Source organism: Lacrimispora sinapis, from assembly GCF_043633585.1.
In the GTDB taxonomy this organism is placed as follows: domain Bacteria; phylum Bacillota; class Clostridia; order Lachnospirales; family Lachnospiraceae; genus Lacrimispora; species Lacrimispora sinapis.
The window spans coordinates 593,993-617,767 of sequence record NZ_CP141832.1; the positions used below are offsets into that span (position 1 = coordinate 593,993).

Consider the following 23,775-nt stretch of genomic DNA (forward strand, 5'->3'; position numbering starts at 1 on the left):
AGTTAGACTACCTGCTGCGGACCAGGAGATCCCATTGGAATACGGATTATATGAAATTCTTAATTGATCATGTTTGGAAATTGGATTCTCCTGTCAGAATATTGGATTGTGGCTGTGGATACGGTTTTCTTGGACTTTTGATGATTCCTCTGCTGCCGGAGGGAAGTACTTATACAGGAATTGATTTTGCTGATTCATTAATCGAGGAAGGAAATAAGATATTTTTAAGTTCAGGGATTCGTGGCGAATTTATAAAAAAAGATTTTTATCAATATTCAAGCACTCAGAAATATGATATTGTGATATGCCAGGCAGTATTGAGACATATCAGTTCTCCAGAAGCATTTCTCTCTAAAATGATTGATCATGGCAAAGATGGCGCATGGATCATATGTATAGATACCAATCGGGAGTTTGAATGTGACGGCTTATACATAGATGGAATGGATTATAATTATCTGTGCGATCATATGGGACTGGATAAAAGCTGGAAAACGGAATTGGAACATGAAGGCCGTGACTATGCTGTTGCCATGAGAACGGCATATATCATGAAAAGGTATGGCTTGAAGCATATTGAAATTAGAATGAATGACAAAGTATCCTTTGTTCACCCTGAAGCAGAGGGCTATGAGCAGTTAATGGAAGACTTTATGGAATCCAATGGATGGAATCATGGAAGCAATGAAACTCAATTAGAAAAAAGTACGGAATATATGATAAATCATGGTATGTCAAGAAAGGAAGCGGATAGTTTCCTTCATAAAAATCTTTTAATTGCGGATTATATGAAACGTAATAAAGGAAATATTTCATATACACATTTAATTGGGAGTATGATAACATTTGGAAGAAAAGTGTTTGAAAGCCTATGAAGTGAAATCTCCTTATTAAGGATTTATCACTTTTACTTATATAGACAATATACTGACTTTATATATTGCACTCCGGGAATATATAATTGTCAAAATATTGTCTATATGAATAAAAGTGCTCAATGGAGTATTTTCCTTAATACGATATGCCAGATTCTATAAATACACGAATAAAAAGCCGGTAACATTCCTTTTACTCATTTGACAAAAGCGTATGAAAGAAATATAATAACCTACAATTACCTGCCGGCTTTAACTTGTAGATATCATGCTGCCACAACTGAACTAAGGGGATATGAGTAATCTTGTGATTTGAAGGGAGATAAAAGGATGAATCATTTAGGAACCGTTACTTTGGAAACCGAGCGTCTGATATTACGTCCGTTTCAATTGGAGGATGCCAGTGATATGTACCACAACTGGGCGGGCAGTAAACTTGTTACCAAATTTCTTGGCTGGCCGGCTCATACATCGGTGGAAGAATCGAGGAAAATCCTCGATACCTGGGTGAAAAATTACGCGGATCCAAAGTACTATGAGTGGTGCCTGGAATCCAAAGAAAACAATCAGGCCATCGGCAGTATGGGAGTCGTGAAAGTGGATGAGTCTATAGAAGCTGTGGAAATCGGCTACTGCATCGGCGAGTCTTATTGGCATAAGGGAATGACAGCGGAAGCCCTTCAGGCAGTGGTTCGATTCCTGTTTGAACAGGTCGGCTGTAACAGAATTTCAGCAAATCATGACATAAATAATCCCAATTCAGGAAAGGTCATGAAAAAAGCCGGGCTGCAATATGAAGGAACGCTCCTTCAGGCAGGAAAAAGCAATGCAGGGATTTTTGATATGGCGGTACATGGAATTACGAGAGCCATGTATTTTGCCAGATTTAGCGGGGAATTCGCAGCAGAAACCAGAAGAAATACATAAAGACAAGGAAGTGAACGTGATATGAAAAACCCTCTGAACTATCAGGTAACAGAATATGACTGCGGTCCCACAACGTTGCAAAATGCCATGAGTTTTCTCTTTAAGAGGGAAGAAGTACCGCCTGATGTCATTAAACATATCATGCTTTTTTGTCTTGATTCCTATAATGCAAAGGGCGAATTCGGTAAAAACGGTACATCCAAAATGGCAATGATGTTTTTAAGCGACTGGCTCAATCAGTTCGGCAAGATGAAAAAGTTTCCCATACACAGTGAATATTTAACGGGAGAAGAGGTATTTATAGGAGAGAACAGCCGGATCATGTATGCCCTGCAGCAGGGCGGGGCGGTAGTGGCACGGGTGATGTATGGCTGCTGGCATTATGTACTGCTTACTGGTGCGGACTCCAAACAGGTCTATCTCTTTGATCCTTATTACCGGAAAAAGCCGTTTCGCCAGCCGGAACTGAAGCTGATTAACGATATGCCTTACAGCCGGAACCGCAGCGTTCCCTGGGAGATGGTAAACAGTACAGGAAAAGGCTGCTATGCCCTTGGCCCCATTGATACGAGGGAAGCCACCATCATCTTTAACCGGGACACTCAGAAGAAGGCGGCAGATACCATTGAATATTTTATTTGATGTTCCATAGTGTTTCGATGACTTAAAATTTACAACGAAGCGGTTTTGAACTGCTTCGCTGTTTTGGGTAGGGCAAAGAGCCGGAGCTTGTTTAAATGCCAATGTTTTGTGTATTATAAAGGAAAAGGGAAAAAAATCACCTGTAAGGAATGGGGCAGTTTGCGCACTTATTTACAGAAAGGAAGAGTGACATGGAATCTTTAGGGTGGGAAAGAAAAAATCGTTTAGGAGGTCAGAAAACATGAAAGAGAAAACTCCTCGTAAAAAAGATACGATCAAAAAGGAGAGTAACCGGCATAAAATTGTTTTTGCTTCCTTTCTTACGATTTTAGTGGTAGCGGCTGCAATCTCTTTTAAGATGTTTGTGATCGGTTTTCCCCTGGAAAATTACAAAACCGAAACAGCAGTTGCGGGCGGGAAGCTGGAAATTAAAGGGGAAATCAGTGATACCAATCGAGTATACAGCAGTTATAAAGTCAAAGACGGGAAATTGACCGTCTATGGAAGTCTTCCGTCTTTCTGGAACAAAAGGCGGCAGTTTGTCCTTGCATATGATTTATCAGAAGGGGATATTTTGGTCAATGGGGATACCATTAAATCCGACGGAACCGTCATTACCAAAAAGGCCAGGGAATTATTTGAGAACAAAAATCCCAATATCGGAAATATGGCGGCCAATGAAAAGATCGCTCGGACGCTGGGAATCTATGACAGTTTAGGTGAATATAAAAATGAACTGCATACTACAGAGGAGCCTTTCGGCTGGACGTTTTTGTTCCAAAAAGAGGTACTTTCTGCCAATCAGGTGAAATTTGATTCCATAATGGAATCCTATGGGGCAGCACTTCTGGCATTGATTGACAACTGCGGGGAAGTGACCTGGACCTATACCAGCGGTCCCCAGACCATAAAGAAAACTTATACGCGGGAAGAGGCCGATAAAAGGTTGGGGCGGGATATAAAATCATATGCCGAAAGCCCGGAAAAGGTACAGGAACTCCTTGATTTGTTAAATATTAAATAGGACAAGAACAACCAGGGGAATCTGGTAGAAAACCACGGAATTTTATCAAAGGAAGACTGTTTATGGTATAGCGTGGATGGAAAAAAGGTATTATAATGATATTGTACCAGCAATGTCTGAGTTCACACGAAGTACAGCGTTACAAAGAAAATAGTATACATGCGGGAGGTATTTTATGCAGACATTTAAAGAGTTGTATGAAAGTACAGTCAGATCAGTACTCAATCAGGATTCGGATAAGACGGCACCCAAGGCCGGTAATTACGATCCCTATCATCTGGATTGTCTTTTAAATCCAAAGAAGCACCCGTTGGTAATCCGCACAGGGAAATGCACCTGCTCCAAAGAAAAAAAGAGCGAGTGTCTGGACCGCTGTCCATTTGGAGCATTGAGTATGGGAGAAGATGGGATTCTTGTGGATCCGGATCTTTGCTTTGGGTGTGAAAAGTGTATTGACGGGTGTGCCAAGGAGAAACTGACTGCAACCACAGACATTATTCCGGCTTTGAAGGCCATCCGCAGCTCCAAAGGCTTGGTTTATGCCATGATCGCACCTGCATTTCTGGGACAGTTTTCCAAAGAGGTGACGCCTGGAAAGCTGAGGACGGCGCTGAAGGAAGTGGGCTTTGACGGAATGCTGGAAGTGGCTTTATTTGCCGATATCCTTACCCTGAAGGAAGCCCTGGAATTTGACAAGAACATTAATGATGCCAGTGACTTTCAGCTGACCAGCTGCTGCTGCCCCATGTGGATCGGCATGATCCGCAAGGTTTATCATCAGCTCCTTCCCCATGTGCCGGGGTCTGTTTCTCCGATGGTGGCCTGTGGCAGAGTGATAAAAGCACTCCATCCCGATGCTATGACCGTATTTATCGGTCCCTGTCTTGCAAAGAAAGCGGAGGCAAGGGAAAAGGATCTGGCTGGAGCCGTTGACTATGTACTTACCTTCCAGGAGGTACAAAATATCTTTGAGGCCCTGGGAATCGACCCGGCTTCCATGGAAGAGAGTGAAAAAGACCATTCCTCCAGGGCAGGCAGGATCTACGCCAGAAAGGGCGGAGTCAGCGAGGCAGTAGAGCTTACGTTGAAAGCCATCAATCCCAACAGGGAGACAGAGATCATCACCAAAAAGGCCGATGGGGTACCAGCCTGCAAAAGGATGATTCAGGACATCATGGACGGTAAGATTGAAGCAAATTTCTATGAAGGTATGGGATGTGTGGGCGGCTGTGTAGGCGGTCCGAGAGCCATCTTAGGAGCCGAGCAGGGAACGGAATTAGTCAATCATTACGGAGAGAATGCCACGTATCAGCATCCGGCAGAAAATCCATATGTCATTGAGCTTTTGCACCGTTTGAATCTGGATACCATTGAAAGTCTTTTAGAAGAAACGGATTTATTCAGCCGGGACATTGCTGGAAAATCATAAAACCATTTCTATCAGCACACAGAAAAATGGGATGGATAAAAGAGATAAAACCGTAGATAAAAATACACAGGAAGCAGCAAACTTCTCATCTCCGCTGTATTTGGCAGCGAGTATGGCCGTGGTGGTTCCGGCAGGCATCCCGGATAAAACCACGGCCACGGAAGTCACCAGCTGATCCAGCTGGAGAACCCAGCATAAAAGGAGAACAATGGCAGGTATGGCGATCAGTCTGATGAAGCTGTAGAAAAGAGTGAGTTTGCTGCATACTGTTTTTAGGTCCACTTCAGCCAGAATTCCTCCGATGATGAGCATGGACAGGGCGGTGGTACAGCTGCTGAAAGATAAAATGGTCTTTTTGGCAAAAGCGGGTACCGGGAGCTGGAGCACCATGATGAGAAAACCGATGATAACTGCGATGATGCAGGGGTGAGTCAGGACCTTTCTTATGACTTCTTTCCCTTTGGCTGGTGTGAAGCAGGAGATGCCTGAGGACCACATAAAGATTCGCTGCGGGATTAAATAAATGGACGCATAGAGCAGTCCCTGGCTTCCATAGATTTGTTCCACCAAAGGATTGCCGATAAAACCGGCATTGGAGCAGATGGTGGCATATTTTAACACTTTTTGTCTGGAGGATGTGTGGTTCCGGTATAAGAAACTGCTTCCAAACAGACAGGTGATCTGGATGCCGAAAGAAATAGCCAGTATGGAAAAACAGGATTTTAAAATATCCAGATTCATCTCAATAAAAAACGAATAGATGATGTTGCAGGGCAGGACCACATTGACAACCAGTGCGGTCAGGCCTTTTCTTATTTCAGAGTCTATGACCCCGAGCTTACAAAGCAAATATCCTGTGGCAATGAGCAAAAAAATCATAATCTGCATATCCAGTAAATTCCCAAACATTCCACCAGTCCTCCTGTTATTTATCTATAAGTGATAATAACTTTATGTATTTATCGTTAAATGATAACTCATCGAAGAAAAAATATCCATAAGCAAAATTAAACAATATTTTTATCATTTATAAATAAAAAAAGAAAGGTTTTAGCTAATAATGATAAAATTTAACTTTTATGTATTGACAATGGTGGTCTGGTAACGTATTATGATGCAAAGCAAAACAAGCAGACAGATTACTTTGAACGAAGGCGTTCCTCTAAAAAAAGGGGGAGCGCCTTCTTTTCGTTTAAAGAAAAGGGAGGAAAGAAGAAGCGTGGATTCAGATAAAATCAGGGAAAACTTTTTTGGTATTGCAGACATTGGAAGGAATGAAGACGGATCAATCACAAGGCTTCTTTTCTCAAAAGAGTATGAAGAAGCACAAAACCGGACCAGAACATATATGGAGGAAGCAGGTCTTACAACTGCCATTGACCCGGTTGGCAATTTACACGGAGTCCTTCGGTCAGAGAATCCGGATGCCAAAACCATTCTCATTGGCTCCCATCTGGATACGGTGATCCAGGGGGGAGCATACGACGGGCTGTTAGGTATCATTGCAGGAGTGGAAGCTGCCAGGGAATTGGGAGAGAGTGGTTATAAGCTCAATCATCATTTGGAGATTATTGCATTTAACGGAGAAGAGGGAAACGACCTTGGCGGAACCTTTGGAAGCCGCTGTGCCATGGGTCTGGTCCCGGCGGAGGAGGAAGCATATCTTAAAAAGGCAAAGGCATTCGGCCTTACAAAAGATGATTTACTTCATTCCAAAATGGATACGAAAGATAAAAGCTGTTTCCTGGAGCTGCATATTGAACAGGGCAATACCCTTTGGCAGGCGGGAGAAGAGATTGGAATCGTAAACGGAATCGTGGGGCTTGTCCGGTATAAGGTCACTGCATGGGGGCAGAGCAATCACGCAGGCACCACCCGGATGGAACACAGAAAGGATGCCATGATCGGCCTGGCAAAGCTTATGGTGAAGACAGACCAGCTGGCAAGAGATTACGGAAACCATATGGCAGCCACGTTTGGAAAGGTGGAGGTGACCCCCCATGCGGTAGCGGTCATACCGGGGAAGGCAGAAGCGGTTCTGGAAATCAGGAATCTGGACAGAGAGCTGCTGGAACGTTTTTTTGAAGATTTAAAAAATCTGGCACAGGAGCTGGAACCGATTTCCTTTACCTTTGAAAAGCTGGTGGAAAAAACGCCCCAAGCCTGTGATAAAAGAATTATGGAAATTATGGAAACGCTATGCCGGGAAAAACATATCCCCCATCGGGTGATGCCAAGCGGAGCCACACACGATTCCGTGGCCATGGCACATAACATGCCGATTGGCATGATCTTTGTCCCAAGCAAAGACGGCATCAGTCATAACGGTGCAGAGTATACAAAATGGAGTCAGGTCATGACCGGAATCCGGCTTTTATGTGAAACGGTAAAAACGGTGGATAAACTTCACATTTAATAGAGGAAAGGACGGGCAATATGGGAGAGAAAAGAATGGGAATCATGGAGGCGGATCAAACGTTTAATCCGGAAAAGGAGTTCATTCTCCGTGCGGACCGGATCCATAAACGTTTTAAGCATCTGGAGGTATTAAAGGGTGTGGATTTGGCGGTCAAAAAGGGAGAAGTGGTGGTCATCATCGGACCTTCCGGATCTGGAAAGAGTACGCTTCTGCGCTGTTTCAATAAATTGGAGAAGATTGATGAAGGGGAGATCTTCTATAAGGGAGTTCCCACCTCGGATGCTACGGTAAAGACCAGCCATTTAAGGGCCAGAGTAGGGATGGTGTTTCAGCATTTCAACTTATTTCCCAATATGACCACCCTTGAAAACATCACGCTGGCCACCAAACGGGTAAAAAAGTTATCAGACGTAGAAGCCAATGCACAGGCAGAAGGGCTTCTTGCAAAGGTCGGTCTTCTGGATAAGAGAGAGGTATATCCGCAGAAGTTATCCGGAGGTCAAAAGCAGAGAATTGCAATTGCAAGGGCGCTTGCCATGAATCCGGATGTGATGCTTTTTGATGAACCTACTTCGGCTCTGGACCCGGAGATGGTGGGAGAAGTGCTTGGTGTTATGAAGGAAATGGCACAGTCGGGCATGACCATGGTCATCGTGACCCACGAGATGGGATTTGCCAGAGAGGTGGCATCAAGGATCGTATTCATGGACGAAGGCCAGATCCAGTTTAACGGAACACCGGAGCAGATGTTTGGCAGCTGCGGCAATGAACGCGTCAACAGTTTTTTATCAAAGGTCTTATAGGAGAAAATCATGGAAAGTTTGGTGAATTTAGCTTATCAATATAGAAATATGATCTGGATCGGAGTCCGGGTGACCATTATTGTTTCCGTATTGTCCGTACTTCTGGGATTTATATTCGGGACCCTGGTCTGTTTTATGAAAATTAGTAAGAATAAAGTGCTCAATACCATTGGAACCGTTTATGTGGAAATTATACGGGGAACACCGGTGCTTTTACAGATCGCTATGGTTTATTACGGGCTTCCTCTCATGGGACTTCATATTCCAAGCATCACTTTTCTGGGATTCAGCGTGGACAAGCTGGTCTGCGGAATCCTGGCCCTGACCATTAACAGCTCTGCTTACGTCAGCGAAATCGTGCGGAGCGGAATCCAGTCCATCGACAAAGGGCAAAGAGAAGCGGCGTTGTCTCTGGGTCTGGAAAAACCGGATGTCATGAGATTTATCATCATGCCTCAGGCCATCAAAAACATACTTCCGGCTCTGGGAAATGAATTTGTAAACTTGATCAAGACCTCTTCCCAGGTCTCCATCATCGGACTTGCCGATTTAATGTATACGGCAAATGTGATCCGGGGAAACAGCTTCCGCCCCTTTGCCCCTCTGGTGATCGTCGCGGTGTTATATCTGGTACTGACCTTCTCCACCTCTTCGTTGGTGAGAAACGTTGAAAAAAGGTTTAACCGAAGTTCCGCCAATTAGCAGACGGAATTTTATAAAACATAAAACACAAGGAGGAAAAAAATATGAAAAAAAGAATTGCAGCAGCCCTGTTGGCAGGCATAACCCTTATGGTATCTGTGACCGGGTGCTCCGGGGGCGGGACAGAAGCCACAAGGAAAGCCCCGGAAACAACGCCACAAGGGGCAGCCGCATCGGAAGAAACGAAAGCTTTAAGTCCTGTGGCTCTGGAAGGGGTGGACTTAAACAATCTTTCACCGGTGTTAAAAAAGATCAATGACAGAGGAACCCTGATTGTAGGAAATGACTCCACCTATCCGCCCTTTGGTTTTAAGGACCCTCAGACCAATGAAGCCATTGGGGTGGAAAAGGAAATGGCAACCGCCATTGCCGCCAAGCTGTCTCAGGTTCTTGGAAAAGAAATCAAGCTGCAGTTTGAAAGTATGGATTTCAGTGCGGTGCTTTCCTCTTTGGCATCTGGAACCATTGATCTGGTATGTTCGGCCTGTACGGTTACGGAAGAACGAAAACAGATCATGGATTTCTCCGATACTTATTTAAATACCAAGGACTGTCTGCTGGTATTAGATGAGAAAAAGGCCGGATATTCCACACTTGCAGATTTTAAAGACAAAGCCCTGGCCGCCAATACCGGTTCTTCCCAGGAAAAGAGAGCCAATGATTTAAGCACCAGCGTGGTATCTCTGCCAACCACCTCCGATGCTATTTTACAGTTAAAGGCAGGAAAGGTAGAGGCCATCGTTATTGATAATATCGTGGCGAAACGTTATATATTTAACGATCCTTCCCTCCACGCATTTGAGATCTCTGATGAAGAGCTTGCACCGGTGGACAAGGCGGTTGCCATGCAAAAAGGAAATGAAGACTTAAAAGCAATTGTCAATGCAGCCATTGCCGAACAAAAGGAAGCCGGCAATATTGATCAGTGGATTGATGAGTATACAGAAATTGCGGCAGAGATGCAGGTGGGCAGCTAACCGTTGAACGCATTGTGCATGGCCTTATATCAGCATATCATTCCCAAAGAGTGGCATGCTGATATGCTTTTTATAGAAGAAACTGACATTGATAAGCTTCCTGCTTCTATGAAAGGCATTGAGATTTTCATCGGACAGCCCTATTTGGTAAAAAAAAGTTTGCTGGATAAGCTGCCGGATCTAACGTGGGTCCAGATCACAGGTGCCGGATATGACCGTGCGGACGTGGACTATTTGAAGGAAAGAAACCTATTGCTTACCAATACCAGAGATGTGATGAGCATTTCCATTGCAGAGGATGTATTCAGCAAAATGCTGTTTTTTACAAGAAGAATGAGAGAGTTTGAATCCGCCAGAAAGGACCATAGATGGGAATCCTTTGGAAGCAACCAGTGGATGAGCACCATTTATCGGGATCTTTATGGAAAGACCATTGGGATCGTGGGGGACGGTTCCATTGCAGGAGAGATCGCGGTCCGGGCCGGAGCTTTTGGAATGAAGGTGCTGGCTTATGGAAGAACGGATAAAAAAAATCCGGTTTTCCATGAATTTCTTACGGGAAGGGAAGGGCTTAAAACCTTGGCGGAACACAGTGATGTTATGGTCATAGCGATTCCTCACAATCCTGAGACAGAAGGGCTCATTGACCGTGAGTTTTTCCGGTGGGTGAAAAAGGACTGCATCTTTATCAATGTGGCCCGGGGAGCCATTGTAGAGGAACAGGCCCTCATTGAGGCCATAAAGGAGAAAAAACTCTACGCTGCCCTTGATGTATTTGAGCAGGAGCCTCTTTCGGAGGATTCAGAGCTTTGGGAGCTGGACAGGGTCTATCTCACCTCTCACAAAAGCGGGGCCGGTGACAGCTGGGTGGTATTTCTAAAAGAACTTATAACAGAAAATCTGGCGGCTTATCAGGCGGGCCGGCCCTTAAAGAATCAGATTCCCCTATAATCTGGAGAAAGAAGGTGTACTGTGAAAATTCTCATTATCAATCCGAACAGTGATGAAAAAACCAATGAAATCATCCGGACAAAGGCGGAAGCATTTGTAAACGGAGCCTGTGAGGCAGAGGTAAAAAGCCTGAAAAAGACGCCCAAACTGGTTTCTTCCTATGAAGATATTGCTTTGGGTGCCGGTGAGATGATGGACCTGGTGCGGGAAGGGGAGGCATACGATGCCTTTATTGTGGCCTGTCATTCGGACCCCAACTTAGATTTATTAAAGGAGATCACTTCAAAGCCTGTGGTAGGAATTGCAGAGGCTTCCATGAAGCTGGCTTCCATGGCAGGAAATTCCTTTGCCGTCATTTCCCCATCCGTAAAGTCTATATCAAAAAAAATGGCATTGGCCCGGAAATATCATTGTGAAAGCCTGTTTCAGGCCACCCGGGTCCCGGCTTCCAATGAGATAGAAGATATTTATCAGGCGGCAAAAGCGGCGGTGGAAGAAGCCCATGTGGACTGTATCGTATTGGGTTGTGCCAATTATGCCAATGCGGATAAGTATTGTGAAGAAAAGCTTCATGTGCCGGTATTTGACGGTGTAGCCTGTGCCCTGATGATGGCCCAGGGACTGGTCATGTATCAGAAGTATAAAACGTGTAAATAAGGAGGAATCCATATGTTGGATCTGGTATTAAAAAATGGAAATGTGTACGTGGAAGGAAGTTTTAAGGAAACTGCCGTCGGCGTAAAGGATGGAAAAATTGTAATTATTTCTGATGAGGCGTGGATGCCAGAGGCAGAAAAAGTAATTGATATAAAGGGACAGTATGTGATTCCTGGCACCATTGATACCCACGTTCATTTCAGAGATCCGGGAAGATCGGAGCGGGAGACGTTTTATACGGGGTCTCTTGCTGCGGCAGCCGGCGGTGTGACCACCGTCATGGAACACCCTATTTCCATGCCCCCTCAGTATAACAAGGAGATTTTGGATAACCGGATCAAAGTGGCAGACTGCCAGAGCATTGTGGATTACTGTTTTTACGGGGCAGCCGGGGCACAATTTCCGGAAGAGATCACCAAGCTTGCAAAAGAAGGGATCGTGGCGTATAAAACCTTTCTTCATGCAGCTCCCGAAGGCAGAGACAAAGAATTTATCGGACTCACCATGGCAAATGATGCGGAACTGCTCATCGGTCTTACGGAGGTGGCAAAGACCGGACTCATCTGTGCCACCCATGCAGAAAACAACGATATGATCTCTGCCAACATAAAAAGACTCCGTAAGGAAGGCAAAGTCAGCGGACGGGACCATGCATTAAGCAGACCGCCCATCAGTGAGATCGAAAGCGTAGAGAAAATGCTCCGCCTGGCAAGAGAGACCGGGGCAATCATCGAATTTGCTCATATCTCCACACCAGAGGCCATGGAGCTGATCAGAAAAGCCAAATACGACGGTCAGGAAGTCTACCTGGAAACATGCCCTCACTATTTATTCCTTGATGAAGATGATCTGGAGCGATTCGGTACCTTTGCAAAATGCAATCCGCCTTTAAGAAAAAAAGAACTGGTGGAAGGTCTGTGGAAATACATTCAGGATGGAAGTGTAGACTTCATCGGAAGTGATCACAGCCCGTTTTTGTTATCCGAAAAGGAAACCGGATATGAGGATATCTTCAAGGCTCCCGCAGGATTTCCGGGCATTGATCTGCGGCTTCCGCTTATGCTTGATGCGGCGGCAGAAGGAAAGGTGACCATAGAACGGGTGGTGGAGCTTCTTGTGACCAATCCGGCAAAAATCTTTAAGCTGTTTCCTCAAAAAGGAGCCATCCGGGTCGGCTCTGATGCTGATTTTGTGGTATTTACTATGGATGAAACAACCGTAGTGGATAAAAATAAGTGCTATTCCAAGGCAAAGGACATTGCCATCCCTTACGATGGAAGAACGTTAAAATGCAGCTTATCTTATACCATTGTACGGGGACGTGTATTGATGGAACATGGAATTGTAGATGAAAGCGCAAAGGCATACGGGCAGCTGGTGAAACCGGCTGGGGCGTAAAGCCGGAACGCATGAAAAGGAGTTCGTGGAATGGAGTACAAAATATCAAGGAAGCTGGATCTGCTTCCTCCTTCCGGAATCAGAAAGATCAATGAAAAGGCGTTACAACTGGAACGGGAAGGAAAGAATATCATACATCTGGAAATAGGCAGGCCGGATTTTGACACGCCTGAATACATCAAAAAAGCCTGTATCAAAAGCATAGAAGAAGGAAATGTCTTTTACACCTCCAATTTCGGGACCCTGGAGCTTCGGAGGGCCATCGCTGAAAAGCTTGAGAAACAAAACCATATTAAATATGACCCCCAAGAGGAAATCCTGGTATCCGTAGGCTTATCAGAAGCGGTTTATGATGTGCTGTCCGTTCTTTTAGAGGAGGGAGATGAAATCCTGGTCCCGGACCCGGTATGGATGAATTATTTAAATCTTCCAAAGCTCCTGGGGGCAGTCCCGGTGACCTATCAGCTTTTGGAGGAAAACGATTACCAGCTGGATCTGGATGAAATCGAAAAAAAGATCACAGACAAAACAAAGGCAATGGTCATTGTATCGCCCAATAACCCTACCGGAGGAGTGCTAAAAAAACAAACCCTGGAACAACTGGCAGGGCTTGCCGTCAAGCATGATATGATGATGATATCCGATGAGGTTTATGAGCGGATCATTTTTGACGGGGAGACCCATTTAAGCATTGCGTCCATGGAAGGCATGAAGGATAGGACGGTCACCTTAAACGGATTTTCCAAGGCGTACTCCATGACCGGCTGGAGGCTTGGCTATGTGGCAGCCCCGGCTCCCATCATAGCAGCCGTCAATAAGATGCACCAGCATCTGACCACCTGTGCGTCTTCCTTTGTCCAGGCAGCAGGTGTTGCCGCTTTACGGGAAGAAAAGGATGAGCTGCAGCTTATGGTGGCAGAATACAAAAGACGGCGGGATTACCTGGTCTCTGAACTGAATCAGATTCCGGGCTTTCGCTGCCGGATGCCCGGCGGTTCCTTTTATGTATACGTGAATGTTAAGGCATTTTCCATGTCCAGTGCAGAACTTTGTGAGTACTTTTTAATGGAAGGCCACGTGGCGGCAGTACCGGGAAGCGTTTTTGGAGAAAATGGAGAAGGCTATTTAAGACTGTCCTTTGCCAACAGCTATGAGAACATAGCTGAGGCGGTAGAACGGCTGAAAAAATGTGTGGCAGAATTAATAAAGGCAGGTAAGATCAAATGAGCTATCAGGTACTATTGTTAAAAAAGCTTGCAGATACAGGCATCCGTCATTTAATGGACCATGGCTGTGACGTTATCATCAGCAGCGGAAAAACAGAAGAAGATTTTATCCGGGATATGAAAAATTGCGACGGTCTGTTTGTGAGGAACGAAAAAATCACCGCACACATGATGGACATGGCACCCAAATTAAAGGTCATTGCAAAGCATGGGATCGGCTATGACAACATTGATGTTGAAGCCGCAACCAGCCGGAATATCCAGGTGGTTTACGCCCCCATGGGAAATGTGAATTCCGTAGCCGAACACGCCATCATGCTGATTCTGGCCAGTGCCAAACGGTATGGGGTAGTGAACCAGGAAATGAAACGGGGAAACTATGAAATCCGTTATACCCTTCCCGACGGGTATGAGGTAAAAAATAAAACGTTAGGACTGATCGGCTGCGGCAATATCGCAAAGGCTCTGGCAAGAAAGGCATACTTTGGCCTGGATATGAGAGTCATCGGCTATGATCCCTATCAGAAACCCGGATTCAATGAAGCCGGAATCGAGATTTTAGAAAGCCGGGAGGAGGTGCTGCGCCGTTCTGATTTCATCAGCATTCACCTGCCCTCCACCAATGCCACAAAGAACAGCTTTGGGATGGCAGAGTTCAAACAGATGAAACCAACCGCATATTTGATCAACACATCAAGAGGCGATATTGTAATAGAAGAAGAACTGGTGACGGCCTTAAAACAGGGGATCATCAAAGGGGCAGGACTTGATGTATACGATACAGAGCCGGTGCGTGTGGAGAATCCGCTCCTTTCCATGCCCAATGTCATTGCAACGCCTCATTCGGCAGGAATGACGGTGGAAGCCTCCGACGCCTTGAGCCTGACCGGAGCACAGGGGATTGTAGAAGCCTTATACGGGAAAAAGATCACGTGGCCCGTCAACCGGATATTGGTTGACAAGGATGAAGTTATTCAATACAATGAGTATGAAATAAACAGACAGAGAAGGTGATGATTGTGTCACATTTGCAAACCGTATCCAATGCGTTAGACATATTGACTGCACTTGGAAAAAGTGACGATTATTTATCCGTAGAAAAAATTGCAGAGTACTTAAAAGTTCCGGAAAGCACCACCTACCGCCTTTTGCAGACCCTTGAGGCCAAAGGCTTTGTAGAGCGCCATTCCAGGAATAACATCGGCCTGGGTTCCAGTCTTTTGAGTCTGTCCAGGAACATACACGACAAGCTGGACAAGGAGCTGGCTCTCATCGCAAACCCATGGCTGGAAAAGATTACGGAAGAAAGCCGGGAAACGTCCATTTTATCCATAAGAACGGATATTTACAGCAAATGCATCAAAAGTGTGTCATCCCAATATATCATCCGTTTCGTAGCAGAAAATGACCGGTTGCTGAAACTGAATGTAGGGGCCTCCAGCAAAGCCATACTGGCCTTTGAAAAGGAGCGTGTCATCAAATCTGTGTTGGATACGCTTTCCGGGAAAGAGGAGCAGGAGGCGCTGTTAAAGGAATTGGAGGAAATCAGGGAGAAAGGGTATGCAGTCTCCTCCAGCGAATATGACTTGGGCGCGGTGGGCTTTGGAGTCCCTGTGTTCAACTCCCTGGGGCAGATTTATGCAAGCCTGGCAATTGTAGGACCGGATACCAGACTGAAAATTGAAGACCGGGACCATTATGTAGAACTGCTGCAGACAGCAAGCCAGGATATAACAAGTAAATTAAGGTAAATTCTATAAATAACACCAGACCTGGTTCTGGTGTTATTTATTTGGGAAAACGTTTTTCCTATGGGGATTCCCGGATTGTGACTTGCATTTCCCCCTCTAAAAATGATAATATAATAAGGTATGCACAGGCAAGGGCCGAAAGGAAAGAAAGGAATTGGTTATGACAACAGACAGAATGAATCAGCTGGTGATCATGGTGAACTTATGCAGCAGCGTGGTGGAAGGGATCGAACACCTTATGTCCAATTGGAAAAATGAACGGCTGAAGGAAGATGCTGTCTCAGGGCTTATGACTTTGGTGGGAAGTTTAAAAGAAATGCAGGCGGACAAAGCCGTGATCCATGAGACAAGGTGGATGGCCAAAGTCATAAAGAACTGGCTGTTTGTCTATGACCGGGAATTTAAAGACAGGCTGTACCGGTGGTATTTTTCCGCATTAAAGGAGATCCGCAACCTAATGACAGAGGAACTGGAAACATGTCCTGTCTGCGGCGGAAAAGGAAAACCGCATTACGGTGCCGCAGTCTATATGGAAGGAGGAACGAAAGAAGAAAGCGTGCTGAAGCCGGTCCGTGTCTATATGAAATGCAGGGAGTGCAGAAATTACTATCTGGCAAAGGAAGAAGGCGGATTTTTTAAAGGTAAAAAGGGTCACCGCCGCACAAAGGCAGGATGCCAAAGGCTATTGGCCGAACTCGGAACTTTTTGTACAGAAGGAGCCATGCTGTTTATCGGCGGGGAAAGAAGTCAATTATATATAGAAGCAGAAAAGGCAGGATACGTCTTAAAAGCAATCGCTCTGGAAGAAGCCTTTCACAGGAAGGACATGGAAACGTATTCCGTCGTGGTCCTTGAAGAACTTCCTAAAACCAGAGATATCAAAGCGGTGCTGATGGGTGCGGCAGAATATCTGGCAGAGGGGGGAATCCTGTGGTTTGACGGTCTGGATCTGGAACGGTTTCTTGGCAGTTTGGAGAAAAAGGGGACTTCCATCTGGAAACGGGAGGCACAAGAGGTCTGTTTTACAAAGGACGGTGTGAACATGCTGGTACAGGCGTGCGGGCTTTGTGTGCAATCCTACCGCCGCGTGGGAACAGCCAACGGACGTATTGAAGTCATTGCTAAAAAATTAGTCTGAAAGAAGGAATGTAACATGGGGCATCTGACAACCCGTGATGCTTACTTGAATTTAAGTGACCGCATCAACTGGTTTACACAAGGGGCGCCTGCGTCAGAGACGCTTTATAAAATACTTCAGGTTTTGTATTCGGAAAAAGAAGCCAAATGGGTGGCACTTCTTCCGGTACGTCCATTTACGGCAAAAAAAGCCGCTAAGATCTGGGGAACTACGGAATACCGCGCAGAAAGGCTGCTGGAGCATTTATGCGAAAAAGCCCTTTTGGTGGATTCCTGGCACAATGGAGTGCGTAAATTCGTTATGCCGCCGCCAATGGCAGGATTTATTGAATTTGCGCTCATGAGGACCAGAGGAGACATTGACCAGAAATACTTAAGTGAGCTTTACTATCAGTACATGAATGTGGAAGAGGACTTTATCAAGGACCTATTCTTTGTTACAGACACAAAACTGGGGCGGGTCTATGTCCAGGAACCGGTGCTGACCAATGATAAGACCAATCATATTCTGGATTATGAAAGGGCCACACATATCGTAGAAGAGGCAGAGTATATCGGACTTGGTTTATGCTACTGCCGTCATAAGATGTCTCATGCGGGACATCCTTGTGAGATTGATGCCCCCTGGGATGTATGTCTCACATTTGACAATGTTGCCCGTTCTCTTTCAGAGCACGGAGAATATGCAAGGCTCATATCAAAGGAAGAGGCCCTCGATGCCCTGGAACGTTCTTATGCCAGCAATCTGGTTCAGATTGGAGAGAATGTGCGGGAGCACCCGGCTTTCATCTGCAACTGCTGCGGATGCTGCTGCGAGGCATTGCAGGCGGCCAGGAAGTTCAGCCCCATGCAGCCCGTTGCAACCACCAATTATCTCCCTCATATCTCTGAAGAGACCTGTGTGGGATGCGGAAAATGTGCCAAGGTCTGTCCGGTTCTGGCCATTTCCATGAAAGAAGAGGCAGACGGGAAGAAAAAGGCAGTTGTGGATGAAGAAATCTGTCTGGGGTGCGGAGTCTGTGCCAGAAACTGCGGCGTAAAAGCCATCGAGTTAAAGCGCAGACCAAAGCAGATCATCACACCGGTCAACAGCACCCACCGGTTCGTGCTTCAGGCCATTGAAAAAGGGACTTTGCAGAATTTGGTTTTTGACAATCAGGCCTTTGCAAACCACCGGGCAATGGCAGCTTTGTTTTCCGCCATTTTAAAGCTTCCTCCTGTAAAGCAGGCACTGGCAAGCAAGCAGTTAAAGTCCATTTATTTAGACCGGCTTTTGTCCCATTATCAGAAAAAGCCGTCTGCCAAAGAAACGGCAAAACCCATGGCGGGGGAAGCCACAGAAGGAAAAGGGAAGCGGTAACGTGTTTGATAAACTAACGGAAAATGATATTAAAAAGATGAAGGAAGAGATCGACTACCGAAAGCTGGTAGTTCGCAAGAAAGCCCTGGAAGCCGTCAAAGAGGCCAGGGCCCATGGAGATCTCAGTGAAAATTTTGAATACCATGCGGCAAAAAAGGACAAGAACCAGAATGAAAGCAGGATCCGCTATCTGGAGCGGATGATCAAGACGGCTCGTGTCATCTCCGATGAATCCAGGGAAGACGAGGTGGGCCTTTATAATACGGTAGACCTCTACTTTGAGGATGACGATGAGGTGGAGACGTTTAAACTGGTCACTACGGTCCGTGGAAATTCCATGAAAGGCCTTATAAGTGCAGAGTCTCCGCTGGGAAGTGCCATTATGGGACATAAAGAAGGAGACCGGGTATATGTAAAGGTCGATGAAAAAACCGGATATTATGTGGTGATAAAGCATCTGGAAAATACAAAAGACGATGGCAGTGACAAGTTAAGAAGCTATTGACCGCCAAAAGGAACCTATCATGGTAAAAAATATGACAGAGGGAAACATACCGTCCCGGCTGATCGGATTTTCCATTCCACTGGTTTTGGGCAATTTGTTTCAGCTTACCTACAATGCGGTGGATTCCATTGTAGTGGGACGGTTTGCAGGAGAGAATGCGCTGGCAGCGGTTGGGACAGGCAATCCTGTCATGAATATTGTTATACTGGGGATTACGGGGATCTGCATCGGAGCCTCTGTTCTCATGAGTGAATTTTACGGCGCCGGAAAGCAGGAGCGGTTAAAGCAGGAGGTTTCCACTGTTTTGCTGTCCGGGTTTTATTTTTCTCTGGCCGTCGCTTTGCTGGGGACGGGATTCTCCGGGCCTGTCTTGCGGCTTTTGCAGGTGCCGGAGGAGATTTTTAAAGATGCGGTCCTGTATTTGAGGGTCATATTTTTGGGCATGCCCTTTACCTTTTTTTACAATGCCGTGGCTTCGGCCCTCCGAAGTGTGGGGGATTCTAAAACTCCCGTCCGTTTTCTGGCCTTTGCGTCTGTGCTCAACGGCACTCTGGATCTGCTTTTTGTGGGAGCCCTTGGAATGGGCGTTTTCGGGGCCGCACTTTCGACGGTAATTGCGGAGGCGGCTTCTGCGGCTTTGTGCATCTGGCACGTTTACCGAAAGGTCCCTCTTTTGCAGCTTGAGAAAAAGGATCTCCGCATAGACAAGGGGCTTTTAAGGCTTACGCTGCAGCAGGGCTCTATTACGGCATTGCAGCAGTCCTGCCAGCCCATTGGAAAGCTTTTGATCCAGGGCATGATTAATCCTTTGGGAGTGAGTACCATTGCTGCTTTTAATGCGGTAAACCGGGTGGATGATTTTGCATTTACGCCCGAACAGAGCATTGCAAGCGGAATGATGACCTTTATCGCGCAGAACCGGGGAGCCGGAAAGCGGGAGAGAGTGAAGAAGGGCTTCCGTTATGGAATGCTTATTGAATTTTGCTACTGGGTGATTATCTGCGCAGTCATCCTGCTTATCAAAATTCCGGTCATGAAGCTGTTTGTGTCCGGAGGTGATGCGGGACTGGTGCCGATAGGTGCCAAATATTTGAGCCTGATGGCATTTTTTTATCTGCTGCCAGCGGTTACCAATGGGCTGCAGGGATTTTTCAGAGGGATGGGGGACATGTCCATCACTCTCATTTCCACCTTGATCCAGATTTCCGTCCGGGTATTGTTTGTATCTTTGCTGGTTCCCGTCATGGGGCTGACCGGAGTTGCCTTTGCCTGTTTTATGGGCTGGATCTGTATGCTGCTTGCGGAGATTCCTTATTATTTCTGGTATAAGAAAAGGAATCCATTTCTACAGGAGAAAACCAATGATTAAAAATATAGTATTTGATATGGGAAGAGTACTCGTAGACTATGAGGGAGATAAAGTCTGCCGTATGTTTATTGAAGATGAGGCGGAGCGCAGGGCAGTCACAGCGAGTGTATTTGAATCCCAGGAGTGGCTTTTCCTGGACATGGGACTAATGACGGAGGAAGAGGCGTTAAAGAGAATGCAGGCCCGTCTGGAAACAGACCATGCAAAGGAAATGGCGGCTCTTTGCTTTAACCATTGGCATGAATATAACATGCAGCCCAGAAAAGATATGGGAGACCTGGTAAAAGAACTTAAAAATCAGGGCTATGGGATCTATTTATGCTCCAATGCTTCTGTGCGTATTCTTTCCTGCTATCAGATCATTCCAGGAATTGACCAATTTGACGGAATCTTATTTTCCGCAGAGGTAAAATGCATCAAGCCCCAGAAGGAGATGTATCTTCATCTCTTTGAACGGTTTCATTTAAAGCCGGAGGAATGCTTTTTCATTGACGATCTGCCCATGAATATTGAAGGCGGAAGGGCATGCGGCATGGACGGCTACTGCTTTGCAGACGGAGATGTGGACCGGTTAAGAGAATTTTTGTCTCATTTAAATGAGGGACAGTCACTTACATAATTGTTTGCTGGCACATGAAAGATCAGCTGACAGCACACCAGACAGGAGAAATGCTTCGTATGTACCGGATACAGATAAACGATATGGACTTAGAACAGATAGCCCGGTCCGGCCAGTGCTTCCGCATTGGGAAAAGGGAGGAACATAAGGATATCTTTTCCATTGCGGCGGGGGAACACTATGTGGAGGCAGTGAAGGAAGGAGACCACTTTCTTTTTTCCTGCAGCGAAACGGATTTTCACCGCATCTGGGCCGGATACTTTGACTTACAGACCGATTACGGTGGCTATAAAAGCCATGTGGCTTCGGACGATTCCTACTTACGGGAAGCCGTGAAATGGGGCTGGGGAGTCCGGATATTACAGCAGGATTTATGGGAAATGATCATTACTTTTTTGATTTCCCAGAACAACAGCATCACCCGGATCAGAGGCAGCGTGGAAAAGCTCTGCTCTCTGTTGGGGGAGAAGAAGTCTGGCATTGGCTTTGCCTTTTTGCCGGATAAAAGCCTGATTGAGACGAAACGGACCTACCAGACATTTCCCAAGCCGGAGGCCATTGCAAAGGCCGGCCTTTCCGGACTTTCTTCCATGGGGCTGGGATACCGGGATAAATATATCCTGTCTATGGGAGAGTTTTGCAGCGGGCAGGAAGGAAAGGCATGGCTTGAAACACTGAAAGAGGCAGAATATAAGGACGCCCATGAAATGCTCAAGCATCAATACGGCATTGGGAAAAAGGTGGCGGACTGCATCTGTCTGTTCGGACTGCATCATGTGGGAGCCTTTCCCGTGGATACTCATGTGAAGCAGATCCTGGAGTCTCATTATCCCCAGGGCTTTCCGTTAGAGCGGTATCAGGGGTATGCGGGGATTCTGCAGCAGTATATGTTTTATTACAAGGTAAACGATGTACATTCCAGAAAATCTATTCCTTCCTTATAGGCGAAGGGGTCATTCCCCTTTGCTGTCTGTTCTTGCAGATCTTGTCGAAACATTTCATACTTTTATCACACAATCAACAAAAATATATCACACATTTTTCACAATTCCCTTCTAATCTAGATGAGAGCGCAAATATGCGAAAAAGAACAGGAGGAGAGAGCGTTGATTGAAGTCAAAAACCTGGTTAAAGATTATGGCGGCCATCTGGCTGTAGATCATTTAAGCTTTACCATCGAAGACGGTCAGATCTATGGCTTTCTGGGACCGAATGGTGCCGGTAAATCAACCACAATGAATATTATGACCGGTTATATCGGTGCAACGGAGGGCGATGTACTGATCAATGGCCATAATATACTGGAAGAACCGGAGGAAGCCAAGAAATGCATTGGTTATCTTCCGGAACTTCCCCCCTTATACGTGGATATGACTGTAAAAGAACAGTTATATTTTGCGGCAGAGTTGAAGAAAATCCCCAAAAAAGAAAGGGAACAGGCTGTCTCCAGCGTAATGGAGCTTGCGAAACTCTCGGATGTTATGGGCCGTCTGATCCGCAACCTGTCAAAGGGCTACCGCCAGCGCGTGGGGCTGGCACAGGCAGTGTTGGGATTTCCTCCGGTCATCGTTTTGGATGAGCCGACCGTAGGTCTTGATCCCAAGCAGATCATTGAGATTCGGGACACCATCCGGGAGCTTGGCAAGAAGCATACCGTGATTTTAAGCTCCCATATCTTATCTGAGGTCAGCGCCGTGTGCGACCATATTCTGATCATTGACAAGGGAAGGCTGATTGCCAGCGATACGCCGGAGAACTTAGAGCGGCAGATGGCAGGGGCTTCGGGAATGGAGCTTTTGGTAAAAGCCCCGAAAGAAGAGATTGTAACCACTCTGGAGTCCATTCCTCAGGCAGCGGATGTTACGGTAGAGGAAAGCGGAGAAGAAGGAATCAAAAAAGTTTCCATTCATTTAAGCGGTGCAGAACAAGAAGACGGTGAGGATATCCGGGAGATCATTTTCTTTGCGTTTGCAGATCAGAGACTTCCCATACTTTCCATGCAGTCCCAGAAGGCATCTCTGGAAGAAGTGTTCCTCAAATTGACATCAGAAGCAGAAGAAGAGAACACCATGGTGATTCCGGAAACACAGGAAGAAATCCGGGAGACAGAAGATGGAGAGGGGGAAAAAGAAGAATGAGAGCAATCTATTGGCGGGAACTAAAGTCCCATTTCCAGTCCATGACCGGGTATGTATTTATAGCCTTTTTGGTGCTGTTTATCGGAATTTATTTTATGGCGTATAACATGATGAGCGGGTACCCGTATTTTTCCTATACCCTTTCGGGTATGGTGACAATCATCATGATCGGTATTCCGGTACTTACTATGAGAAGCTTTGCGGATGACAGAAAGACAAAGACCGACCAGCTCCTCTTGACCGCCCCAGTCACCGTTGCCAAAGTGGTTCTGGGAAAATACTTATCCATGGTAACGGTATTTGCCGTTCCGGTCCTTCTTACAAGCGTCTGTCCGCTGATCATCAAGATGAACGGCACCGCTTATTTAAAGGCAGATTATAGTACCATTCTGGCGTTTTTCCTGCTTGGCTGCATCTATATTGCGATTGGAATGTTTATTTCTTCTTTAACAGAAAGCCAGATCATTGCTGCCGTGGGAACCTTCGGCATCATTCTTCTGCTTCTGCTGTGGCCCAATCTAATTGGATTTCTGCCGGCCAGCGCTTCAGGATCAGCCATTGGGTTTTTGATTCTCTGGACGCTTGCCGTATTGATCGTGCACAGGGTCACCAGCCATAATCCCCTTGCGGTTATTTTAGAGGCTGTGGGTCTGATCGGTATCGTGGGAATTTATTTGATAAAAAGAGGTCTTTTTGACCGGGCGCTTATCCGACTGCTGGAAAAAGTGTCCGTCACGGATGTGTTCCAGAATTTTGCCAGTCATTACATCTTTGATGCAGGCGGTCTTGTATCCTATTTAAGCATCATATTCCTGCTGATATTCTTGACCGTGCAGTCCATAGAAAAACGCAGATGGAGTTAGGAG

24 protein-coding genes are annotated in these 23,775 nt (G+C 45.9%); 23 read left to right on the forward strand and 1 reads right to left on the reverse strand.

The window, feature by feature from the left end; all coding sequences use genetic code 11:
- Positions 1-50: 50 nt before the first annotated feature.
- The 5 genes from VIG27_RS02710 (at position 51) to VIG27_RS02730 (ending at position 4,897) form a co-directional block, all read left to right on the forward strand.
- On the forward strand, positions 51-875 hold the full coding sequence (locus tag VIG27_RS02710) for a class I SAM-dependent methyltransferase (RefSeq protein WP_394527374.1): 825 nt from the start codon (positions 51-53) through the stop codon (positions 873-875).
- 330 nt (positions 876-1,205) lie between these two features.
- Complete coding sequence (locus VIG27_RS02715) at positions 1,206-1,802, forward strand: GNAT family N-acetyltransferase (RefSeq protein ID WP_394525000.1); 597 nt, start codon at positions 1,206-1,208, stop codon at positions 1,800-1,802.
- Between the two features lie 21 nt (positions 1,803-1,823).
- Positions 1,824-2,444 carry a peptidase C39 gene (locus VIG27_RS02720; protein WP_394525001.1) on the forward strand — a complete coding sequence of 207 codons (621 nt, stop codon included), beginning with the start codon at positions 1,824-1,826 and terminating at the stop codon, positions 2,442-2,444.
- A 241-nt stretch (positions 2,445-2,685) separates the two neighbouring features.
- Positions 2,686-3,468 (forward strand): DUF4825 domain-containing protein, encoded by a 783-nt coding sequence (locus VIG27_RS02725; protein ID WP_394525003.1) that lies wholly within the window; start codon positions 2,686-2,688, stop codon positions 3,466-3,468.
- A gap of 175 nt (positions 3,469-3,643) precedes the next feature.
- Positions 3,644-4,897 carry a [Fe-Fe] hydrogenase large subunit C-terminal domain-containing protein gene (locus VIG27_RS02730; protein ID WP_394525004.1) on the forward strand — a complete coding sequence of 418 codons (1,254 nt, stop codon included), beginning with the start codon at positions 3,644-3,646 and terminating at the stop codon, positions 4,895-4,897.
- Here the strand turns inward: VIG27_RS02730 and VIG27_RS02735 are convergent.
- Positions 4,892-5,806: an AEC family transporter gene (locus VIG27_RS02735; RefSeq protein WP_394525006.1), complete on the reverse strand. Its 915-nt coding sequence runs from the start codon at positions 5,804-5,806 to the stop codon at positions 4,892-4,894. The two genes, VIG27_RS02730 and VIG27_RS02735, sit on opposite strands and share 6 nt — an antisense overlap.
- A gap of 310 nt (positions 5,807-6,116) precedes the next feature.
- On the opposite strand from VIG27_RS02735, the gene VIG27_RS02740 reads away from it, so the two are divergent.
- The 18 genes from VIG27_RS02740 (at position 6,117) to VIG27_RS02825 (ending at position 23,772) form a co-directional block, all read left to right on the forward strand.
- Positions 6,117-7,313: a M20 family metallo-hydrolase gene (locus VIG27_RS02740; protein WP_394525007.1), complete on the forward strand. Its 1,197-nt coding sequence runs from the start codon at positions 6,117-6,119 to the stop codon at positions 7,311-7,313.
- 44 nt (positions 7,314-7,357) lie between these two features.
- Positions 7,358-8,119 carry an amino acid ABC transporter ATP-binding protein gene (locus VIG27_RS02745; RefSeq protein ID WP_394527376.1) on the forward strand — a complete coding sequence of 254 codons (762 nt, stop codon included), beginning with the start codon at positions 7,358-7,360 and terminating at the stop codon, positions 8,117-8,119.
- Between the two features lie 9 nt (positions 8,120-8,128).
- Entirely contained in the window at positions 8,129-8,821 is a 693-nt protein-coding gene (locus VIG27_RS02750; protein ID WP_394525008.1) for an amino acid ABC transporter permease, read from the forward strand.
- Positions 8,822-8,865: 44 nt separating this feature from the next.
- Positions 8,866-9,798, forward strand: a complete 933-nt coding sequence (locus VIG27_RS02755; RefSeq protein ID WP_394525010.1) for a substrate-binding periplasmic protein — start codon at positions 8,866-8,868, stop codon at positions 9,796-9,798.
- 3 nt (positions 9,799-9,801) lie between these two features.
- Positions 9,802-10,749, forward strand: a complete 948-nt coding sequence (locus tag VIG27_RS02760; protein WP_394525012.1) for a D-2-hydroxyacid dehydrogenase — start codon at positions 9,802-9,804, stop codon at positions 10,747-10,749.
- 21 nt (positions 10,750-10,770) lie between these two features.
- Positions 10,771-11,406 (forward strand): aspartate/glutamate racemase family protein, encoded by a 636-nt coding sequence (locus VIG27_RS02765; protein WP_394525013.1) that lies wholly within the window; start codon positions 10,771-10,773, stop codon positions 11,404-11,406.
- Between the two features lie 12 nt (positions 11,407-11,418).
- The gene (allB, locus tag VIG27_RS02770; RefSeq protein WP_394525015.1) at positions 11,419-12,804 is read left to right on the forward strand and encodes an allantoinase AllB; all 1,386 of its coding nucleotides are present in this window, start codon (positions 11,419-11,421) and stop codon (positions 12,802-12,804) included.
- Positions 12,805-12,834: 30 nt separating this feature from the next.
- Complete coding sequence (locus tag VIG27_RS02775) at positions 12,835-14,031, forward strand: pyridoxal phosphate-dependent aminotransferase (protein WP_394525016.1); 1,197 nt, start codon at positions 12,835-12,837, stop codon at positions 14,029-14,031.
- The gene (locus VIG27_RS02780; RefSeq protein ID WP_394525019.1) at positions 14,028-15,044 is read left to right on the forward strand and encodes a hydroxyacid dehydrogenase; all 1,017 of its coding nucleotides are present in this window, start codon (positions 14,028-14,030) and stop codon (positions 15,042-15,044) included. The genes VIG27_RS02775 and VIG27_RS02780 overlap by 4 nt, the downstream gene beginning before the upstream one ends.
- Before the next feature lie 5 nt (positions 15,045-15,049).
- The gene (locus VIG27_RS02785; RefSeq protein ID WP_394525020.1) at positions 15,050-15,781 is read left to right on the forward strand and encodes an IclR family transcriptional regulator; all 732 of its coding nucleotides are present in this window, start codon (positions 15,050-15,052) and stop codon (positions 15,779-15,781) included.
- A gap of 160 nt (positions 15,782-15,941) precedes the next feature.
- Positions 15,942-16,919, forward strand: coding sequence for a hypothetical protein (locus VIG27_RS02790; protein ID WP_394525022.1), 978 nt, complete (start codon positions 15,942-15,944; stop codon positions 16,917-16,919).
- Between the two features lie 15 nt (positions 16,920-16,934).
- Positions 16,935-18,278, forward strand: a complete 1,344-nt coding sequence (locus tag VIG27_RS02795) for a 4Fe-4S dicluster domain-containing protein (protein WP_394525024.1) — start codon at positions 16,935-16,937, stop codon at positions 18,276-18,278.
- A 1-nt stretch (position 18,279) separates the two neighbouring features.
- Positions 18,280-18,783, forward strand: a complete 504-nt coding sequence (locus VIG27_RS02800) for a GreA/GreB family elongation factor (RefSeq protein ID WP_394525025.1) — start codon at positions 18,280-18,282, stop codon at positions 18,781-18,783.
- Between the two features lie 19 nt (positions 18,784-18,802).
- Complete coding sequence (locus VIG27_RS02805) at positions 18,803-20,152, forward strand: MATE family efflux transporter (protein WP_394525026.1); 1,350 nt, start codon at positions 18,803-18,805, stop codon at positions 20,150-20,152.
- Positions 20,145-20,771, forward strand: coding sequence for an HAD family hydrolase (locus VIG27_RS02810; RefSeq protein ID WP_394525028.1), 627 nt, complete (start codon positions 20,145-20,147; stop codon positions 20,769-20,771). The genes VIG27_RS02805 and VIG27_RS02810 overlap by 8 nt, the downstream gene beginning before the upstream one ends.
- Before the next feature lie 59 nt (positions 20,772-20,830).
- On the forward strand, positions 20,831-21,715 hold the full coding sequence (locus VIG27_RS02815; RefSeq protein WP_394525029.1) for a DNA glycosylase: 885 nt from the start codon (positions 20,831-20,833) through the stop codon (positions 21,713-21,715).
- Between the two features lie 162 nt (positions 21,716-21,877).
- Entirely contained in the window at positions 21,878-22,909 is a 1,032-nt protein-coding gene (locus VIG27_RS02820; protein ID WP_394525030.1) for an ABC transporter ATP-binding protein, read from the forward strand.
- On the forward strand, positions 22,906-23,772 hold the full coding sequence (locus tag VIG27_RS02825; protein ID WP_394525031.1) for an ABC transporter permease: 867 nt from the start codon (positions 22,906-22,908) through the stop codon (positions 23,770-23,772). Before VIG27_RS02820 ends, VIG27_RS02825 begins: the two co-directional genes overlap by 4 nt.
- Positions 23,773-23,775 lie beyond the last annotated feature (3 nt).

Excerpts from the sequence above, each read along its gene's own strand:
- VIG27_RS02780 (WP_394525019.1), top strand. The coding sequence starts at position 14,028 with ATGAGCTATCAGGTACTATTGTTAAAAAAGCTTGCAGATACAGGCATC.
- VIG27_RS02755 (WP_394525010.1), top strand. The coding sequence starts at position 8,866 with ATGAAAAAAAGAATTGCAGCAGCCCTGTTGGCAGGCATAACCCTTATG.
- VIG27_RS02790 (WP_394525022.1), top strand. The coding sequence starts at position 15,942 with ATGACAACAGACAGAATGAATCAGCTGGTGATCATGGTGAACTTATGC.
- VIG27_RS02710 (WP_394527374.1), top strand. The coding sequence starts at position 51 with ATGAAATTCTTAATTGATCATGTTTGGAAATTGGATTCTCCTGTCAGA.
- VIG27_RS02720 (WP_394525001.1), top strand. The coding sequence starts at position 1,824 with ATGAAAAACCCTCTGAACTATCAGGTAACAGAATATGACTGCGGTCCC.
- VIG27_RS02775 (WP_394525016.1), top strand. The coding sequence starts at position 12,835 with ATGGAGTACAAAATATCAAGGAAGCTGGATCTGCTTCCTCCTTCCGGA.
- VIG27_RS02815 (WP_394525029.1), top strand. The coding sequence starts at position 20,831 with ATGTACCGGATACAGATAAACGATATGGACTTAGAACAGATAGCCCGG.
- VIG27_RS02810 (WP_394525028.1), top strand. The coding sequence starts at position 20,145 with ATGATTAAAAATATAGTATTTGATATGGGAAGAGTACTCGTAGACTAT.
- VIG27_RS02795 (WP_394525024.1), top strand. The coding sequence starts at position 16,935 with ATGGGGCATCTGACAACCCGTGATGCTTACTTGAATTTAAGTGACCGC.
- VIG27_RS02715 (WP_394525000.1), top strand. The coding sequence starts at position 1,206 with ATGAATCATTTAGGAACCGTTACTTTGGAAACCGAGCGTCTGATATTA.
- VIG27_RS02730 (WP_394525004.1), top strand. The coding sequence starts at position 3,644 with ATGCAGACATTTAAAGAGTTGTATGAAAGTACAGTCAGATCAGTACTC.
- VIG27_RS02745 (WP_394527376.1), top strand. The coding sequence starts at position 7,358 with ATGGAGGCGGATCAAACGTTTAATCCGGAAAAGGAGTTCATTCTCCGT.
- VIG27_RS02735 (WP_394525006.1), bottom strand. The coding sequence starts at position 5,806 with ATGTTTGGGAATTTACTGGATATGCAGATTATGATTTTTTTGCTCATT.
- VIG27_RS02725 (WP_394525003.1), top strand. The coding sequence starts at position 2,686 with ATGAAAGAGAAAACTCCTCGTAAAAAAGATACGATCAAAAAGGAGAGT.
- VIG27_RS02825 (WP_394525031.1), top strand. The coding sequence starts at position 22,906 with ATGAGAGCAATCTATTGGCGGGAACTAAAGTCCCATTTCCAGTCCATG.
- allB (WP_394525015.1), top strand. The coding sequence starts at position 11,419 with ATGTTGGATCTGGTATTAAAAAATGGAAATGTGTACGTGGAAGGAAGT.
- VIG27_RS02805 (WP_394525026.1), top strand. The coding sequence starts at position 18,803 with ATGGTAAAAAATATGACAGAGGGAAACATACCGTCCCGGCTGATCGGA.
- VIG27_RS02750 (WP_394525008.1), top strand. The coding sequence starts at position 8,129 with ATGGAAAGTTTGGTGAATTTAGCTTATCAATATAGAAATATGATCTGG.